This is a genomic window from Candidatus Binatia bacterium (assembly GCA_036563615.1).
GTDB lineage: Bacteria > Desulfobacterota > Binatia > UBA12015 > UBA12015 > DATCMB01.
Genome location: DATCMB010000023.1, coordinates 145,963 through 161,672 on the forward strand (window position 1 = coordinate 145,963; position 15,710 = coordinate 161,672).

General features: G+C 72.5%; 15 protein-coding genes. 4 read left to right on the forward strand and 11 right to left on the reverse strand.

Annotated features, from left to right (window positions below; all coding sequences use genetic code 11):
* Positions 1-63: 63 nt before the first annotated feature.
* The 6 genes from VIS07_21870 to VIS07_21895 all read right to left on the reverse strand — a co-directional run bounded on the left by VIS07_21870 (position 64) and on the right by VIS07_21895 (position 7,319).
* Positions 64-1,350 carry a hypothetical protein gene (locus VIS07_21870; protein ID HEY8518167.1) on the reverse strand — a complete coding sequence of 429 codons (1,287 nt, stop codon included), beginning with the start codon at positions 1,348-1,350 and terminating at the stop codon, positions 64-66.
* 173 nt (positions 1,351-1,523) lie between these two features.
* Positions 1,524-1,985 (reverse strand): DUF4864 domain-containing protein, encoded by a 462-nt coding sequence (locus VIS07_21875; GenBank protein HEY8518168.1) that lies wholly within the window; start codon positions 1,983-1,985, stop codon positions 1,524-1,526.
* Between the two features lie 50 nt (positions 1,986-2,035).
* Positions 2,036-3,286 carry a heterodisulfide reductase-related iron-sulfur binding cluster gene (locus tag VIS07_21880; protein HEY8518169.1) on the reverse strand — a complete coding sequence of 417 codons (1,251 nt, stop codon included), beginning with the start codon at positions 3,284-3,286 and terminating at the stop codon, positions 2,036-2,038.
* A 65-nt stretch (positions 3,287-3,351) separates the two neighbouring features.
* Positions 3,352-4,257 carry a helix-turn-helix transcriptional regulator gene (locus VIS07_21885; GenBank protein ID HEY8518170.1) on the reverse strand — a complete coding sequence of 302 codons (906 nt, stop codon included), beginning with the start codon at positions 4,255-4,257 and terminating at the stop codon, positions 3,352-3,354.
* A gap of 321 nt (positions 4,258-4,578) precedes the next feature.
* Positions 4,579-5,850: an FAD-binding oxidoreductase gene (locus VIS07_21890; GenBank protein ID HEY8518171.1), complete on the reverse strand. Its 1,272-nt coding sequence runs from the start codon at positions 5,848-5,850 to the stop codon at positions 4,579-4,581.
* Positions 5,847-7,319, reverse strand: coding sequence for an FAD-linked oxidase C-terminal domain-containing protein (locus VIS07_21895; protein ID HEY8518172.1), 1,473 nt, complete (start codon positions 7,317-7,319; stop codon positions 5,847-5,849). The genes VIS07_21890 and VIS07_21895 overlap by 4 nt, the downstream gene beginning before the upstream one ends.
* Positions 7,320-7,731: 412 nt before the next feature.
* Between VIS07_21895 and VIS07_21900 the strand changes: the two genes are divergently transcribed.
* From VIS07_21900 to VIS07_21910, 3 genes are all read left to right on the forward strand, one after another.
* A complete protein-coding gene (locus VIS07_21900; protein ID HEY8518173.1) occupies positions 7,732-7,914 on the forward strand; it encodes a hypothetical protein in 183 nt (60 codons plus the stop codon).
* A gap of 23 nt (positions 7,915-7,937) precedes the next feature.
* Entirely contained in the window at positions 7,938-8,117 is a 180-nt protein-coding gene (locus VIS07_21905) for a hypothetical protein (GenBank protein HEY8518174.1), read from the forward strand.
* A gap of 179 nt (positions 8,118-8,296) precedes the next feature.
* Positions 8,297-9,073 carry a M90 family metallopeptidase gene (locus VIS07_21910; GenBank protein ID HEY8518175.1) on the forward strand — a complete coding sequence of 259 codons (777 nt, stop codon included), beginning with the start codon at positions 8,297-8,299 and terminating at the stop codon, positions 9,071-9,073.
* An 88-nt stretch (positions 9,074-9,161) separates the two neighbouring features.
* Here the strand turns inward: VIS07_21910 and VIS07_21915 are convergent, their stop codons facing one another.
* From VIS07_21915 to VIS07_21925, 3 genes are all read right to left on the reverse strand, one after another.
* A complete protein-coding gene (locus VIS07_21915) occupies positions 9,162-9,713 on the reverse strand; it encodes a hypothetical protein (GenBank protein ID HEY8518176.1) in 552 nt (183 codons plus the stop codon).
* Between the two features lie 172 nt (positions 9,714-9,885).
* Positions 9,886-10,392: a hypothetical protein gene (locus VIS07_21920; protein HEY8518177.1), complete on the reverse strand. Its 507-nt coding sequence runs from the start codon at positions 10,390-10,392 to the stop codon at positions 9,886-9,888.
* Positions 10,393-10,489: 97 nt separating this feature from the next.
* Complete coding sequence (locus VIS07_21925; protein HEY8518178.1) at positions 10,490-11,815, reverse strand: hypothetical protein; 1,326 nt, start codon at positions 11,813-11,815, stop codon at positions 10,490-10,492.
* Positions 11,816-11,973: 158 nt separating this feature from the next.
* Here VIS07_21925 and VIS07_21930 point away from each other — a divergent pair, with 158 nt between their 5' ends.
* Positions 11,974-13,392 (forward strand): hypothetical protein, encoded by a 1,419-nt coding sequence (locus tag VIS07_21930; protein ID HEY8518179.1) that lies wholly within the window; start codon positions 11,974-11,976, stop codon positions 13,390-13,392.
* Here the strand turns inward: VIS07_21930 and VIS07_21935 are convergent.
* The gene (locus VIS07_21935; protein HEY8518180.1) at positions 13,373-14,569 is read right to left on the reverse strand and encodes a cytochrome P450; all 1,197 of its coding nucleotides are present in this window, start codon (positions 14,567-14,569) and stop codon (positions 13,373-13,375) included. The two genes, VIS07_21930 and VIS07_21935, sit on opposite strands and share 20 nt — an antisense overlap.
* A 97-nt stretch (positions 14,570-14,666) precedes the next feature.
* A complete protein-coding gene (locus VIS07_21940; protein HEY8518181.1) occupies positions 14,667-15,695 on the reverse strand; it encodes a nitronate monooxygenase in 1,029 nt (342 codons plus the stop codon).
* Between the last annotated feature and the right edge of the window lie 15 nt (positions 15,696-15,710).

Here is a 15,710-nt window from a genome sequence, read left to right on the forward strand (position 1 = left end):
GCGGGGCACCGATCGCGCGGGATCGGCGCGGCGGATCGGCAGATCGGGATCCGCGCGGCGGGATCAGCGCGGAGCGATGCCGAGGACCTCGATCTGGAAGCCGTCCGCGGTCGGGCTGTCGGGATCCTTGTCCGCGGTGACGTTGCGCACCGTGTAGCGCAGGGTGCCGGTCGGGTCGCCGGGGTTCTTGTGCCACGACCAGTCCTCGATCCAGGCGCCGACGTGCTTGATCTCCTCGTCGTCGCACAGCGTGCCGACGTCCCAGCCGGTGAGCATGGGCACCGCGTAGTCGAACGGCACGTCGTCGACCCGGACGTGGTAGATGTGCTGCGCCGGGCCGCTCAGGCAGACGTTCACGTCGTCGCGCGGCGTCAGCACGAGGTCGTTGTCGATCTCGCGCGGTGACTGCGGGTGGCCCTCCTCGATCACGACCTTGGTCGGCTTCCACACGCTGACGCTCGAGCCGGTGAGCACGGTCGCGAGGTGGCCGACGCCGTAGCGGCGGTGCGAGTTGTCCTTCAGGATGACGCGCGAGCCCCAGTTGATCCGCCGGCCGTTGGTCTTCGCCTCGGCGAGGTCGAAGCCGAACTGCAGCAGGTGGTGATCGGTGTCGTCGAAGGTCACGCCGAATCCGGTGAGGAGACGCGCACGCGGGTCGGTCGGCGCGCGGAAGCCGGCTTGCTTGACGCGGTTGTAGCGGCTCTGCACGCGGCGATCGACGAACACGAGCTTCGCCCCGGCGTCGGCGTGGACCGCGCTCATGTCGATGTGCTGCGGACCCTTGAGCCAGGACAGGATCGTGTAGTCGTAGCACCAGCGGTACGGGTCGTCGCCGTTGCGGTCGCTGAGCACGCCGCCGGCTTCCCAGAAGAGTCCGTCGCTGTTGCGCGCGATGTTGAAGATCGTCGAGCCGAGGCCGAGGACGTGGTGGTCGTCGCCGATGTACTGGACGTCCCAGCCGTTCAGCAGGACGGTCGCGTCCCAGTTGGCGCTCGGCAGCGGCGCGGTCTCCTGCAGGCGCACGCCGATGTCGGTGTTGGTCGCGCCGTGCGGCGCGCTCGCGCAGGTGAAGCCATGGTCCACCTTGAGCTCGGGCGCGTCGATCACGCGCCAGCGCTCGCCGAAGATCGTCGCGTCGTCGGCGTACGGAGCGGAGTTCAGGATCTGGTAGAGGCCCTTCGGGGTCTTGAGCAGCTTCGGCGAGTCGAAGCTGCACGCCCCGACGAGCGGTAGCGCCGCGGCGACGAGCCCGACGATGGCGCCGGGCAAACGGTCCGCCGCGCGCAAGCGCCGCGGCGAGGGGAGCGCGGACGGGCACGAGCCGGTGCGCGCTTCGGGCGTCGGGGTCATCGGAATCCTTCCTTTCCTTGCGAGGGCTCGTCGCGAGCACGCGTCGTCGTGCGTGCCGTGGACGAGCCGGCTTCGTCGGAAAGGGCGCTACTTTTCGGGTAGCGGCGCGCGACCCGGACGCCGCGCGCGGTGGCGCGCGTCGCGAGCCAGCCTGCGGGCCCGCCGCGGGCGGGTCAGATCGGGGTCTTGTTGGTCGGCACGAGCAGGCAGCCGAGGATCCGCCAGCTGCCGTCGTCTTGACGCGCCATCAGGTAGAAGGCGTCGACCGCGGTGCCGTCCTCGCTGACCACGGTGACCTTCTGCGTCCACTCGCCCGCCACCAGCTCGAGCTCGCCGAACGTGTGGCTCTCTGGGCGGTAGATCGGAGCGTAGGTCTCCGACACCATCAGCATGAAGCTCTCCGGCGTCCCGAACATCTGCTGGATCACCGGCGCCGCAAGCGAGAACGCCGTCAAGCCGTCTTTGCGCTTGAAGGCGCGCAGCTGCTGCTCGATGACGTTGCGGATTGCTTGACGGTCGGCGTCCGACAGCCGATCGTCCGCGATCGCGGCCGTCGTCAAGAGCAGCGTCGCAGCGGCGAGCACGATGCACTGGCCGGCGCGAAAGGATCGATTGCGATGGAAGCGCGCCTGCATACCGACGAGCTTGCCGCGCTCGATCGGCTGATGCTACCCCCGTCGCCTCGTCAAGCGTGGACGCCGTGCGCCGTCGCCAGCAGGTCGATCGGGTGCTCGATCGCGACCGGCAGACGGCGTCGCAGCGCCCCGGCCCGGATCTGCAGCAGGCAGCCGGGGTTCGCGGCCGCGACGATGTCGGCCCCGCTCTCGGCGATGCGCTGGAGCTTGCGCTCGAGCAATCGCCCCGCGATTCCGGGCTCGGTGAGGTTGTAGGTGCCGGCGCTGCCGCAGCAGACGTCCGACTCCGGCAGCTCGACGAGCCGCAGCCCAGGGATCGCGCCGAGCAGTCGTCGCACTTCCGCACGGACGCCTTGCGCGTGCGCCAGATGGCAGGGGTCGTGGACCGCGACGGTGCGCGCGAGCGGATGGGGCGCGGGCGGCAGGCCGAGCTCGTCGAGCAGCGCGAGCGGATCGCGCGCGCGGCGGGCGAGGTCGGCGGCCGCCGGATCGTCGGGCAGGAGGCGCGCGTAGTCGCGCAGCAACGCTCCGCAGCCGGCCGCGGTCGCGACCACCCAGTCGGTCGGGTGCAGCGCAGCGAGCGTCAGGACGTCGCGCGCGAGCGTGCGCGCTCGCGTCTCGTGCCCGAGGTGCAGCGACAGCGCGCCGCAGCAACCTTGCGACTGCGGCACGCGGACGCGGACGCCGGCCCGCGCCAGCAGCCGCGCGATCGCCGCGTTGGTGTGCGGGAAGAGATCGTGCGCGACGCAGCCGGTCAGCAGCAGCGCCTCGCCGCGCACCTCGCCTTCGGGCTCGATCACGCGCGGCAGTGGCGGGGGGGCGGGACGCAGCGGGCGCAGCGCCGCCGCGTACGACGTCCAGCTCGACGGCACGTGGCGCGCGAGCGTGCGCAGCCAGGCGGCGCCCGCGACCGCGCGCACCGGCACGAGCAGCGTGCGACGCAGCGACGGGCGGGTCAGCGCCGCGCCGAGCGCGCGCCGCGCGAGGCGACCGGGCAGCGCGCGGCGCTCCTCGACCCACGGCCGCGCCGCCTCGATGAGCTCGCCGTACGGCACCCCGGACGGACATGCGCTCTCGCACGCGCGGCAGCCGAGGCAGGTGTCGAGGTGACGCGTCGCCTCGGTGGTCGGCGCGAGTCGCCCCTCGGCGAGGGCGCGCATGAGGTGGATGCGTCCGCGCGGCGAGTCGGCCTCGGTGCCGAGCTCGACGTAGGTCGGGCAGGACGACAGGCAGAGACCGCAGTGCACGCACGACGAGAGCGCTTGCGGGTCGGGCGCGGCGCCGAGCGCGTGGGACGTCATGCCCCCTCGTTACCAGCTCGCCGCCGGATCGCGCACCCGGTCGCGTCGCGCGGCGGGTTCGCCGGCTAGGCGTCGCGGTCGCGACGAAGCTGCCCGGTGAGCTGCAGCACGAGCCGCACGAGCCCGGCCTGCGAGCGCGTGCCGGTCTTCGAGAACAGGCGCTTGATGTACGTGCGCGTCGTGTTGGCGGTCCCCTGCAGCTGGTCGCAGATCTCGGAGACCGAGTGGCCGTCGGCGAGCAGACGCGCGATGCTCGCCTCGGCGGGCGTCAAGCCGTAGAGCTGCGCGAGCAGCTCCTCGGCGCCCGCGAGCTTCTGCTCGGGATCGATCAGGATCGCGATGGCGCGCGGCGGATCGATCGCCAGCTCCGAGCTGCGGATGCGGAGCGGCGACACGAGGACCGCGTACGGACGACGCCCGGAGCGCCGCCGGACGGGAAGGACGGTGTCGCTGGCCTTGGCCTGCGCTCGGCACGCGCGTGCGATCATGCCCGCGAGCCGGCTGCGCGCCGCCGGGGCCTCGGCGCCGATCCCGGTCGCGCCGAGCACGAGGCCGTCGGCCTGGTCGAAGATCGCGCGCGCGGCGCGGTTGACCAGCAGAGCGCGTCCGTCGCGCGCGAGCAGGCAGACGCCGAACGTCAGGCGGTCGAGCGCCTCGGCCGCCGCCGCCCGCTCGAGCTCGATGCCCGCGAGCCGGCGCTGGAGCGCGACGACCTTCTGCAGGTGCGGGACGAGCGCCTCGACGAGCCGCTCCTCGAGGTCGAAGTGCGACGGCTGCCGCAGGGAGCGCTGCGCGGTGAGCAGCGCGAGCACGGACTGCTCACGAGCGAGGCAGGCTCCCAGGTGGTGCAGCGTGTCGACCTTCCGCAGGTACTCGTTGAAGTACGCCGTCTTCACGACGAGCTCGTCGGGGACGAGGTCCTCGCCGCGCACCACCATCCCGGTGCGATGGCACACCTCGAGGAAGTACACGTTGCGCGGCGCCCACTCCGCGTACTCTCGGATGAGGTCCGGATCGAAGCCCTGCTGCCACAGGCCGCCGAGCTCGTCCGAGAGCGAGGTCGTGCACCATCAGCGTGGCGCCGCGGCTGTTGGTCGCGATCGTGAGCCGCTCGAGGAGCGCGGGCCAGCGCGCGGCGTCCGTGGCGCAATCGTAGGCGAGGTCGATGAGACGGGGCAGCTCGTCGGAGAGATTCACTGTCCGCTGGTGCATTGGGCGAGGAAGGAGAACCAACTCCAGGCGGGGGGAAAGCTCGCAGTAAAGCTGCTTTGCAAACTTTTGTAGATACGCCTTCAGAGATCCGCGACGAAGCGCCCGGGCGCTAGCGCGCGTCCCGGGTCGAAGGCGGCCTTGAGGCGCCGCATCAGCTCGCAACCGTCGCCTGGGTCGCCCCACACGCCGCCGAGCTCGCGCAGCGCATGCTTGACGTCGGGCGTCGCGCGCTCGACGACGAGCGCACCGCCTGCACGTTCGATGGGCACGCGCAGACGGCGCACGAGCTCGATCGCGTTCTCTCTGTTCTGCGCGACGAGACGCGCGACGCCGTTTGCCGCGTGCGCGACGCAGGGTGCCTGCGCATCGAGCACGTCGGCGAGCCGGTTGGGCAGGGTGGAGGCGCGCAGCACGGCGGCCGCCGGCGCGAGCGCGAAGCCGCCGAGGCGCGCGCGGAGCTCGCGTGCCGGCTCGTCGTCGAGCGCGCCCGCGACCTCCGCCTTGGCCCCGTCCGCCGCGGCGCGCGCACGGGCGCGCGCGTCCTCGACCTCCGCCGCGACGCCGAGAAAGCCGCAGGCGACGGCGAACGGCGCGTCGACGCCGGCGACCGTCCCCGACGCGATCTCGAGCCAGCCCGGCTCGACCGCGTCGCGCACCGCGAGCGCCGCGTTCACGGCGGACGCCGCGTCGGCGCACGCGAGCAGCACCGCACCCTCGCGCTCCGGACGCGGACGCAGCTTGAAGGTCGCCTCGACGATCACGCCGAGCGTCCCCAGCGCGCCGACGTGCGCCTTCGGCAGGTCGTAGCCGGCGACGTTCTTCACCACGCGTCCGCCGCCCGCGACCAGCGCGCCGTCCGGAGCGATCCAGCGCAGGCCGAGCAGCAGGTCGCGCACCGTGCCCTGCGAGGCGCGCAGCGGACCGGAGAGGTTCGCCGCGATGAGCCCGCCGACGGTCGTCTCCTCGGGCGCGGGCGGGTCGAGCGGCAGCCACTGGCCGGCCTCGGCGAGCGTCGCGGCGAGCGTGGCGAGCGTGCAGCCGGCCTCGACGGTGACCGTCATGTCGGCGGCGGCGTGCTCGCGGATGCGGTTCAGCAGGTCGAGCTGCAGCAGCACGTCGAGGCGCTCGGGAACGCCGCCGATCGCGAGATGCCGGCCGCGTCCGCTCGCGAGCAACGCCTCGCCGGCGTTCGCCGCGTTCCGCACGGCGTCGCGCGCGGCGCCGAGGCTCACCGGGCGCAGGACGCGCGCGGGCACGACGCCGTCGACGGCGTCGGCGGGCGTTCCGGCGCGCTGCTGCGATCCGCTCCCGACGAGCGGAGGCGCGCCCGCGTCGTCGCGCGTCGTGCTCACAGCGCCGCCCGCCGGCGCGGCGTGCGCGTCTCGACGCACACCTTCGCGTCCGGGAAGATCTTGTGCGGGTTCGCGCGGCCTTCGGGATCGAATACCGCGCGCACGCGCGTCATCGCGAGCAGGTCCTCCGGCGAGAACAGCAGCGGCATCTGCGCGATCTTCTCGACGCCGATGCCGTGCTCGCCGGTCACGCTGCCGCCGAGCGCGACGCAGGCCTCGAGGATCTCGCGGCCGGCGGCGAGCACGCGCGCGACCTCGTCGGGATCGCGCTCGTCGAACAGGATGATCGGGTGGATGTTGCCGTCGCCGGCGTGGAACACGTTGCCGATCCGCAGACGGTGGCGCTCGGCGGTCGCTGCGATCGAGCGCAGGATGTCGGGCACGCGCGTGCGCGGTACGACACCGTCCTGCGTGCAGTAGCTCGGCGCGAGCCGCCCGACCGCGCCGAACGCGCGCTTGCGGCACTTCCAGAGCAGCGCACGCTCGGCGTCGTCACGCGCGACGCGCAGCTCGCGCGCGCCGCACGCCGTGCACACCGCGCGCACGCGCTCTTCGAGCGGGTCGAGGCCGGCCGCCATGCCGTCGAGCTCGATGAGCAGCACCGCGCCCGCGTCGACCGGGAGGCCGGCGTGGAACGCGTCCTCGACGGCGCGCAGGATGAGCCCGTCCATCATCTCGAGCGCCGCCGGGACGATGCCCGCCGCGATGATGCCCGAGACGGCCTCGCTCGCGGCGTCGACCGAGTCGAAGACGGCGAGGAAGGTTCGGTACGCTTCCGGCGCGCGCGTCAAGCGCAAGGTCGCCCGGGTGACGATGCCGAACGTCCCCTCCGAGCCGACGACGAGCCCCACCAGGTCGTAGCCCGGGAGATCCTCGACGGCGCCGCCGAGGCGCACGACCTCGCCGCTCGGCAGCACGAGCTCGACGCCGAGCACGTGGTTCGTCGTCACGCCATACTTGAGCGTGTGCGGACCGCCCGAGTTCTCGGCGACGTTGCCGCCGATCGTGCACGCCGGCTGCGACGACGGATCGGGGGCGTAGAGCAGCCCCGCGTCCTGCACGCGGCGCGTGATCCACGCGTTGACCACGCCCGCCTGCGCGACGACGCGCCGGTTGCGCACGTCGATCGACTCGATCGCCTGGAGCCGGCTCGTGCAGACCATCACCGGCGCGGCGACCGGCAGCGTGCCGCCCGAGAGACCGGTGCCGGCGCCGCGCGGCACGAACGGCACGCGCTCGGCCGCGAGCACGCGCACGACCTCGGCGACCTGCTCGGGCGTACGCGGCAGGACGACGAGCGCCGGCGTCGAGCGCTCGAGCGTGTAGCCGTCGCACTCGTAGACGAGCAGCGCCTCCGGGCGGTCGACGATGCCGTCGCGCCCGACCACCGTCGCGAGACGCTCGGCGAGCCGCGTGAGCGACGGCGAGCTGGTCGCCGCTGGCGCGCTCGCGCCCGAAGGAACGCTCATGACGCTCCACCGCACGACACGCCGCGGCGAGCGAGCGCGCGCGCCTGACGGATCCTTGAATCGCAGGTCGGAACGTTGACCGTCGGGTCGTTCGCCGCCGCGCGGACGGCCGCGCGCTCGCGCGTCCCCATCGTTGAAACGAACGCTGCGTCTTCGAGCACGAGCGCAGTGTGCGCGATCGAGCGCCGACCGTCGAGCGAGCCCTGCGTACGAAATGGGCGACCGCCCATGTCGGAGGACCTGTCATGCATCCTGTCGACGAGCGTGCACATCGTGACCTGCCCGGACGCGGGCCCTGCTTCCGGAAGTTGCGAGGTTCGGCAGCGAAAACCGCCGCTTGAGCGCGACGGGGCGATGACTCGGCTCGGTGGCATCGTGCTTGCTCTACGCGGCCAGCCAAAGGAGGAGGCTCATGGTACCCCGAGTCACGATGCAGGATCTGGTCACCGTTGTCGCCGAGTACGCGACCTCCGAGGCGGAAGTCATCGCGACCGTCGTTCATCTCGTCAACAGCGGCAAGGTTCGCCTCGTCGGTCGTCCTCGCGGCGCTCGCTTCAACGTCAAGTCGCTGCCGCGCGTCCCGGTCGCCGCGTGACGCGGGGGTACGGAGAGAAGGTCATGAACACGCAGATCGGCTCGCGCCGCGTGTACATCTCGGGGCAGCAGATCGAGGTCTGGGAGAATCCCGATCTGCCGTTCCGCTGCACGTACGAGGAGATCAAGGGCTACGCCGAGCGCCAGAACTGGGTGATGCTGTTCAACGCGCTCGTGCTGAGCGCCGAGGCACCGCAGTCCTGACGCCCGCGAAGGCGTTCGACGAACGCTCGACGCCGCGCGCGGCAACGGCGAACGCTGAAGCCCACCACCCGAACGGGTCGGTGGGCTTCGTCGTTTCTACAGAACGCCACGACCGCGCGGACGCTTGCCGAAGCGCCTCTCGCTTGCTGATGATGTCGCCCGCATGCGCGGGAGACACCATGTTCGGTCTACGTGAGCGACGCCGGCGACGGCTGCGCGAGGCGCCGTTTCCGCCCGAGTGGCGCGCGATCATCGAGCGCAACTTCCCGTTGTTCAATCGCCTGCCGGAGGAGGACCAGAAGGAGCTCCTCGGCCACGTGCAGGTCTTTCTCGACGAGAAGAAGTTCGAGGGCTGCGGCGGCCTCGTCATCGACGACGAGATTCGCGTCACCATCGCCGCGCAGGCGTGCCTTCTGCTGCTGCACCGCGAGCCGCACTACTACCCGCGTCTCGTGACGATCCTGGTCTACCCGCACCCGTACGTCGCGAAGACGCGCGAGCGTCTGCCGGGCGGCGTCGTGCTCGAGAGCGAATCGGGACGGCTCGGCGAGTCGTGGGTCGAGGACATCGTCGTCCTCGCCTGGGACGCGGTGCGCCGCGGCGCGAGCGACGCAAACGACGGCCACAACGTCGTGCTGCACGAGTTCGCGCACCAGCTCGACCAGGAGGACGGCACGTCGAACGGCACGCCGATCCTCGAGCGACGCAGCAACTACGTCGCGTGGGCACGGATCCTCGGCGCGGAGTTCGCGGCGCTGCGTCGCGCGGTGGCGACCGGCGCGCCGACCGACATCGACCCGTACGGCGCGACCAACCCCGCGGAGTTCTTCGCGGTCGTCACCGAGGAGTTCTTCGAGCGTCCCGAGACGCTGCGCAGGAAGCACCCCGCGCTGTTCGAGGAGCTGCGCGAGTTCTACCGGATGGATCCGACGACGTTCGCGTCGCCGCGGGCGTGAGCGGGCGGGCTGCGACGCGAGCGCACGCGCCGCAGCGTGAGGGCACTCGCTGCGACGTGAGCGCGCTCGACGCGGCCCGAGCGCGCGCTCAATCGACGTCGCACGCGCTGAGCTGCCGCGCGTACTGACGCGCGCGGCGCGCGACCTCCGCCGCGCGGCGCTTGACCTCGGGCTTGTTGCGGTACGTCCCGCGCACGTAGCCCATGTGGCCCTCGTGGTACGAGAGGTAGAACGCGTACGGATCGTCGCGCGGGATCCCATAGCGACGCGCGCCGCGCGCGCCGTACCAGCCGATGAAGTCGACGACGTCCTCGAAGTCGTCGCGGTCGGCGAACCAGCCGCCGCGCTCGTCCTGGTACTCCTTCCAGGTCGAGTCGAGCACCTGTCCGTAGCCGTACGCGCTCGACGGACGCGGTCCGGGGATCACCCAGAGGATCTTCTTGCGCGGCGGACGCACGTCGTGCACGAAGCGCGACTCCTGGTGGATCACCGCGAGCTGGATCGGCACCGGCACGCCCCAGGTCTCGTACGATTCGCGCGCGGCTTCGTACCAGTCGGGGATCTCCTCGAAGATCGCGCACGCGTCGTGCGGACGCGACGGACGGCGCGCGGAGCACGCGCTCGCGAGCGCGCACAGCACGATCAAGACGACGGTGCAGACGTTGCGCCAGAGGTGCGACCGTCGCTCCCGAGCCTCTCTACTGCTGCGGCTCCCCACCGCCCTGCCCACGACCCGTGCTGCACCGCGCGGCGCTCGGACGCCGCGCGACGACGAGGCTACACCGCGGCCGCGCGTTCAGCCAGCGCGACGCTCATTCCGACGGCGTCAGGCGGTGCCAGATGTTGGCGACGAAGCCGCGCGCGTCGAGCTGCGAGATCTGCCGGCCGCGCTTCGGCGACTCGCCGTCGCACGACCAGTCGAAGAGGGTGTCGTGCCCGGTGATGTACATCGGTATGAAGTCCGAGCCCGGGTTCTCCTTGCACCAGGTGCGCATGCCCTCGTTCGGCTGCGGGTCGGTCGACGGCTTGGCGCTGCACGGCAGGTTCGCGCCGACGTTGCAGGCGTAGACCGCGCCGTCCATGCAGCGCCACGACGTGCCGCGCTCGAACGGCTCGAGCGGCTCCGAGGGCGCGACGCCGAGCGCCCTCTGCAGACCGCGCGCGACGGCTTTCGGCACCGCCGGCCCGCGCCAGCGTGCGTCGGGCGCGTCGATGGTGCCGACCGCGCGACAGTACGCGAACGGGTCGGTGAAGCCCTCCTCGGCGCGCGCGGTCGCCGACGTCGCCACGAGCGCCAGCGCCACGAGCGCAGCCTTCACCCCAAGCCGTGCGTTCCTCATCCCGACCTCCGTGTGCGACGTCCGTGCCCGCGTCGGGCGGATCGACGTCCGCGCCTTCATCATCGGCCGTGCGCCTTCAAAGGTCGAGGACGCTCGTCGACACGTAGTCCCAGTACGTCACCTCGCCGTCGTGCCACTTGACGACGCGCACGGTGCCGTCCTGCGAGACCACGATCGCCACCGCATCGTGCACGAAGTTGCACAGCCGGTACGCCGAGCGGTGCCGCGTGCCGACGCTCTCGACCGACTCGCGCACCTTCTGCGTGCCCTCCATGTCGAGCGCGCGGGCGACGTAGCGCACGGCCGGCAGGTCGCCGCCGATCTCGGCGCCGAAGCCGAGCATCTCGAAGCGCTTGTTCAAAACGACGGCGCCGTCGATCGCGGCGCAGCTCGCGATCAGGTGCGCGAGCTCGAACAGCGCCTCGTCGAGCTGCGCGATGCCGCCGTCGTGGCTCGACGCGTACTCCTGCCAGCCGACGCGGCGACCGGGTTCGGGTGGGTGGCTCGCCGCGAGCGCGTTCAGCAGCGCGACCATCAGCGTCCGGAAGCGTCGCCGCGGCTCCTCGGGCGCGAAGCGGTACTTGGGAAGGATGCGCCCGTCGAGCTTCTCGATCGAGCCGTCGCCCTCGGGCGGCAGGAAGATGATCGTGCCGCCGTGGTGGCCGTTGCGCACGAGCGCGATGATCTGCCGCACGACGTGCTGGCCGATGACGCGCCCGACTTCCGGATCGAGCTCGGCCCACGCGGTGCTGGCGCGCTCGCGCGCCGCTCGGTGCAGCTCGATCAGCTCGTCGCGCACGTCCGCGAACGCCGCGCGCAGCCAGGTCGAGTCGAAGACGTCCGGCGAGCGCTGCACGATGCGGCCGCCGATCAGCGTCGCGAGCGTCAGCAGGCCCTTGCACACCGAGATGCGACCCGGTGCGGTGACGCGCACCACCAGGTTCGCAGGCAGACGCTGGAAGCTCTGCCGTCCGCCGTAGCTCGCCTGCACCCAGCGCGGCCCCGTGTTGATCATGCCCCAGAGGCCGAGCCCGGTGCGCGGATAGATGTGCGCGCCGATCAGCGTGCGGTAGAAGTCGACGCCCGGCGCGAGACGCCGCAGCTCGTGCTGCGTGAACGGGCGCGGCTCGCTGAACAGCAGCCGGTGCAGGCCATGTGGCGGACCGCCGGGCGGCGGGAAGGCGTCCGGGCTCGCGAGGATCAGACGGAAGCGAACCGTGCGCTCCTCCTCGCGCAGCAGGCTCGCCTGGTAGCAGGTCGAGAGGATCGTCTCGAGCACCTCGGGCTCGGGCAGCGCCTCGCGCTCCGGGGTGAACTCGCAGTACTCGCTCTCGAGCTCCGTGCCGTCGGTCCAAACTTCGCGAACGAACCGCGCGAGGTCGGCGGGATACGCGTGCGCCATCGCAATTCTTCGTATCACTCGGACGCGTCCATGCAGCAGCTTGGCGGGGCGACGTCGAAGACGCGAGCGGCGCGCGTCTTGGCGTGCGCGCCGCGTCCCGCGTAGAAAAGGACGGCGTTGCCGGCGCGGACGCGCGGCGCGGGGAGAGGAGGGCGTCGATGCAGCGGAGAGGGTCGTCGAGCAGCGCGGCTGCCTGTCCGATCTCGGGCGGCCTGCGCGAGAAGGCCGCGACCGGCGCGACGGCGCGGCCGCGCGCCGCGTTCTCGCTCGGGCTCCTGCTGATCGCCCTGCCGCTGCTCGCGCACTGCGGGCTGACGCCGGCGCGCCGCGCCACACCCCTGCCGCCGCCGGCGCCGCCAACCTCCGCCACCGCCGCCGCACGCGACGCCGTCCTCCCGCTCTCTCCGGACGCCGAGCTGCAGGCGCTCATCGACCCGTACCCCGCGCCGAGCGGACCGAGCTGGCTCGGCGGCGACGTCGCGAGCTCGATCCGCCTCGCCGACGACCGCTACGTCTGGATCTTCGGCGACACGCTGCTCGGCGTCCTGCACGGCGACTGCGCGGTGCGCGGCGGCGCGTGCCGACGTGAGATCGCGGGACCGGGCGCCGGCATGATCGCGAACTCCGTCGGCACCATGGTGCGCAGCAGGGACGGCAGCTTCTATCCCATCGTCAAGTACTGGCGGAGCGAGGGCGACGCGTCGGCGCCGATCTTCGCGACCTCCGAGGAGGGCTTTCTCTGGCCGCTCGCCGGCGTGCGCGTCGGCACGGTGCTGCTGATCGCGGCGAACCGCCACACGTTCGAGAGCGGGCTGCTGCCGGTCGGCAACCACCTGATCCGCGTCTACAACCCCGACGCCCCACCGGATATTTGGCTTTACGACGTGCAGCCGCTGCCGGGATTCGTGGCGCCCGCCCCGGACGGCGGTCCGCTCGTCAGCTGGACGACGGCGCTCGTGCACGTCGGGCGCCACGTCTACCTGTTCGGCTCGCGCGACGTCGGCGAGAAGGCGGAGACGGTCGTGGCGCGGGTCGCGGTCGACGACCTCGCGGAGCGCGGCTGGCGTCCCGCGCCCGAGTTCCTGGTGCGCGCCGCGGACGGTGGCGCGCCGCTCTGGTCCACCGACCTTCCTGCGGCGAGCGCGCTGCACGTCGTACCGGGACTGCCCGGGACGTCGGAGGCGGCGATCGCGCACGACGCGGCGCTCGGCTGGTACACCTTCCAGATCCCGGCGCTGAGCTACGACATCCGCCTCTACACCGCGGACGACCTGCTCGGTCCGTGGACCGACCGCGGTGTCGTGTACGCGATCCCCGCGCCGTGGAGCACGACGACGCGCGGCCCGTGCCCGCCGCTGCCGCCGGGGACCACGCTCGAGGAGATCCCGCCGGCGTGCGAGCACGTCTACGCCGCATATGCGCCGAAGACGCACCCCGAGCTCGCGCCGCCCGACGGCTACGTCGTGACCTACAACGTCAACGTCTGGTCGGGCGGCTACGACGCGGCGGTGCGCGCGCTCGAGGAGCAGCCCGCCTTCTACGTCCCGCAGATGCTCGCTACGCCCGACGCGCGCTGAAGCGCACCGGCATCCGCCGCGGACCGCTGATGAAGGCCGAGCGCAGCCGCTCCACCGGACCGGCGAGCTCGAGGTCGGGCAGGCGACGCAGCACCTCCTCGAACATCGCGTGGATCTCGACGCGTGCGAGGTTCGCGCCGAGGCAGTAGTGCACGCCGCCGCCGCCGAACGCGACGTGCTCGTTCGGCGAGCGCGTGACGTCGAAGCGGTCGGGGTCGGAGAACACCGACGGGTCGCGGTTCGCCGACGCGTAGAAGATCACCACCTTGTCGCCCGCCGCGATCGTCTGGCCGCGGATCTCGACGTCGCGCGTCGCCGTGCGGCGGAAGTGCACGACCGGCGAGCAGTAGCGCAGCATCTCCTCGATCGCCGTCGGCAGCAGCGACGGATTCTCCGTGAGCTTGCGACGCTCGTCGGGGTGGCGGATCAGCTCGAGCATCCCGCCCGCGACCAGATTGCGCGTCGTGTCGCCGCCCGCGTTGATCAGCAGCAGGAAGAACATGTCGAACTCGAGGTCGGTGAGCTTCTCGCCGTCGACCTCGGCCGCGAGCAGCGTGCTCGCGATGTCGTTCGCCGGACGCGCGCGCTTCTCGGCGCGGATGCCGTCGGCGTACGACATCATCTCGGCGATCGCCGCCTGCGCGTCGGCCAGGCCCTCGGGCGTCGGCTCCGCCGTGTGCATGCGCTCCGTCAAGCGATAAAGCTGACGTCCGTCCTCGAGCGGGATGCCCATCAGCTCGGCGATGACGTACGACGGCAGCTCGCCCGCGACGTCGCTGACGAAGTCGCACTCGCCGCGCTCGGCGACGCGGTCGACGATCGCGCGCGCGAGCTCGCTGATGCGTCCGCGCAGCTGCGCCACCTGGCGCGGCGTGAAGCCCTTGTTGATCAGCGCGCGCAGCTTGGTGTGCTGCGGCGGATCCATGTTGAGCATCATCTGCCGCAGCAGGAAGAGCTCCTCGGGCCGCGCGTCCTGCACCATCGTGCCGCCCTGGAACGAGGAGAAGGTCTCCGAGTCGCGCGACACGCGCACCACGTCCTCGTAGCGCGTCAGCGCCCAGAAGCCCGGTCCGTCCGCCTCCGGATGGCGGTAGACCGGCGCTTCCTCGCGGAGCTTCGCGAACAGCGCGTACGGCGGGCCTTCGCGCTCGTACTGCGCGAGGTCGAGCAGATCGATCGTCGACGTCACGTCGCCCGCCTATCACGAGTGGGTCGTCGTGTGCAGCGGGTGGGCGCGACGCCGAAGCGGGGCGCCGCGCGCGGCCCGGTCGCGATCAGGCGAGCAGCGCGCTCGTCCCGCGCAGCAGCTCCTCGGCCTCGCGCACGACCGAGCGCACGATCTCGGCCGCGGGCAGTACCTCGCGCACCTGACCCGCCGACTCGCCCGCCCAGTTCAGCGCGCGCTCCGGATCCGCGCCGAGCGCCGCCACGAAGGCGGACGGATGGCCGCTCCGGCGCGCCGCGTCGGCGACCGCGCGGCGCAGCTCGTCGCGCCGTCCGCGCCACTCGTCGGTGAAGCGGTTCCCGAGCACACGCCCGACGACGCCGCGCGGCCACGCGAGCGCGCACGCGTCGTCGACGATCTCGTCCTTGACGGTGTCGTCGCCGTCGCTCGCGACGATCGCCTGCTTGTGCGCGCGCAGCGAATCGGGTTCCGCATCGGCGCCGGCCGCGACGCCGAACTCCGGCGTCGCCTTGAAGCGCGTGCCGAGCACCGCGCCGGCAGCACCCATGGCGAGCGCCGCAGCGAGCCCGCGCCCGGTCGCGATGCCGCCCGCGACCACGATCGGCACGTCGCTCCCCGCGTCGCGCGCGATGTCGAGCACCTGCGCCGCGAAGCCGAGCGTGCCGCGCCGTCCGGCGTGACCGCCCGCTTCGCCACCCTGCACGATCAGCGCGTCGGGCCGCGCCGCGAGCGCGGCGCGCGCGCCGGGGACGTCCTGTACCTGCACGAGCACGCGGACACCCGCCTCGCGGCAGCGCTCGAGCGCAGGCAGCGGATCGCCGAACGACAGCGTGATGACCGGCGTGCCGCACGAGAGCGCGACCTCGAGCAGGTCGCGCGCGAACGGCGCCCAGTCCCAGGTGACGACGTTGACCGCGAACGGACGCGCGGTCGCGGCACGGCACGCCTCGATCTCCGCGGCGAGACGGTCGGGCGCGCCGCCGATCGAGCCGATCGAGCCGAGCGCGCCCGCGTTCGACACCGCGGCGGCGAGCCGCGCGCCGCACTCCGACGCCATTCCCGCCTGGATCAGCGGGTGCTCGAGGCCGAGCCGCTCGGTGAGCGCCGTCCGCAGCATGGGCGTCCTCCGACG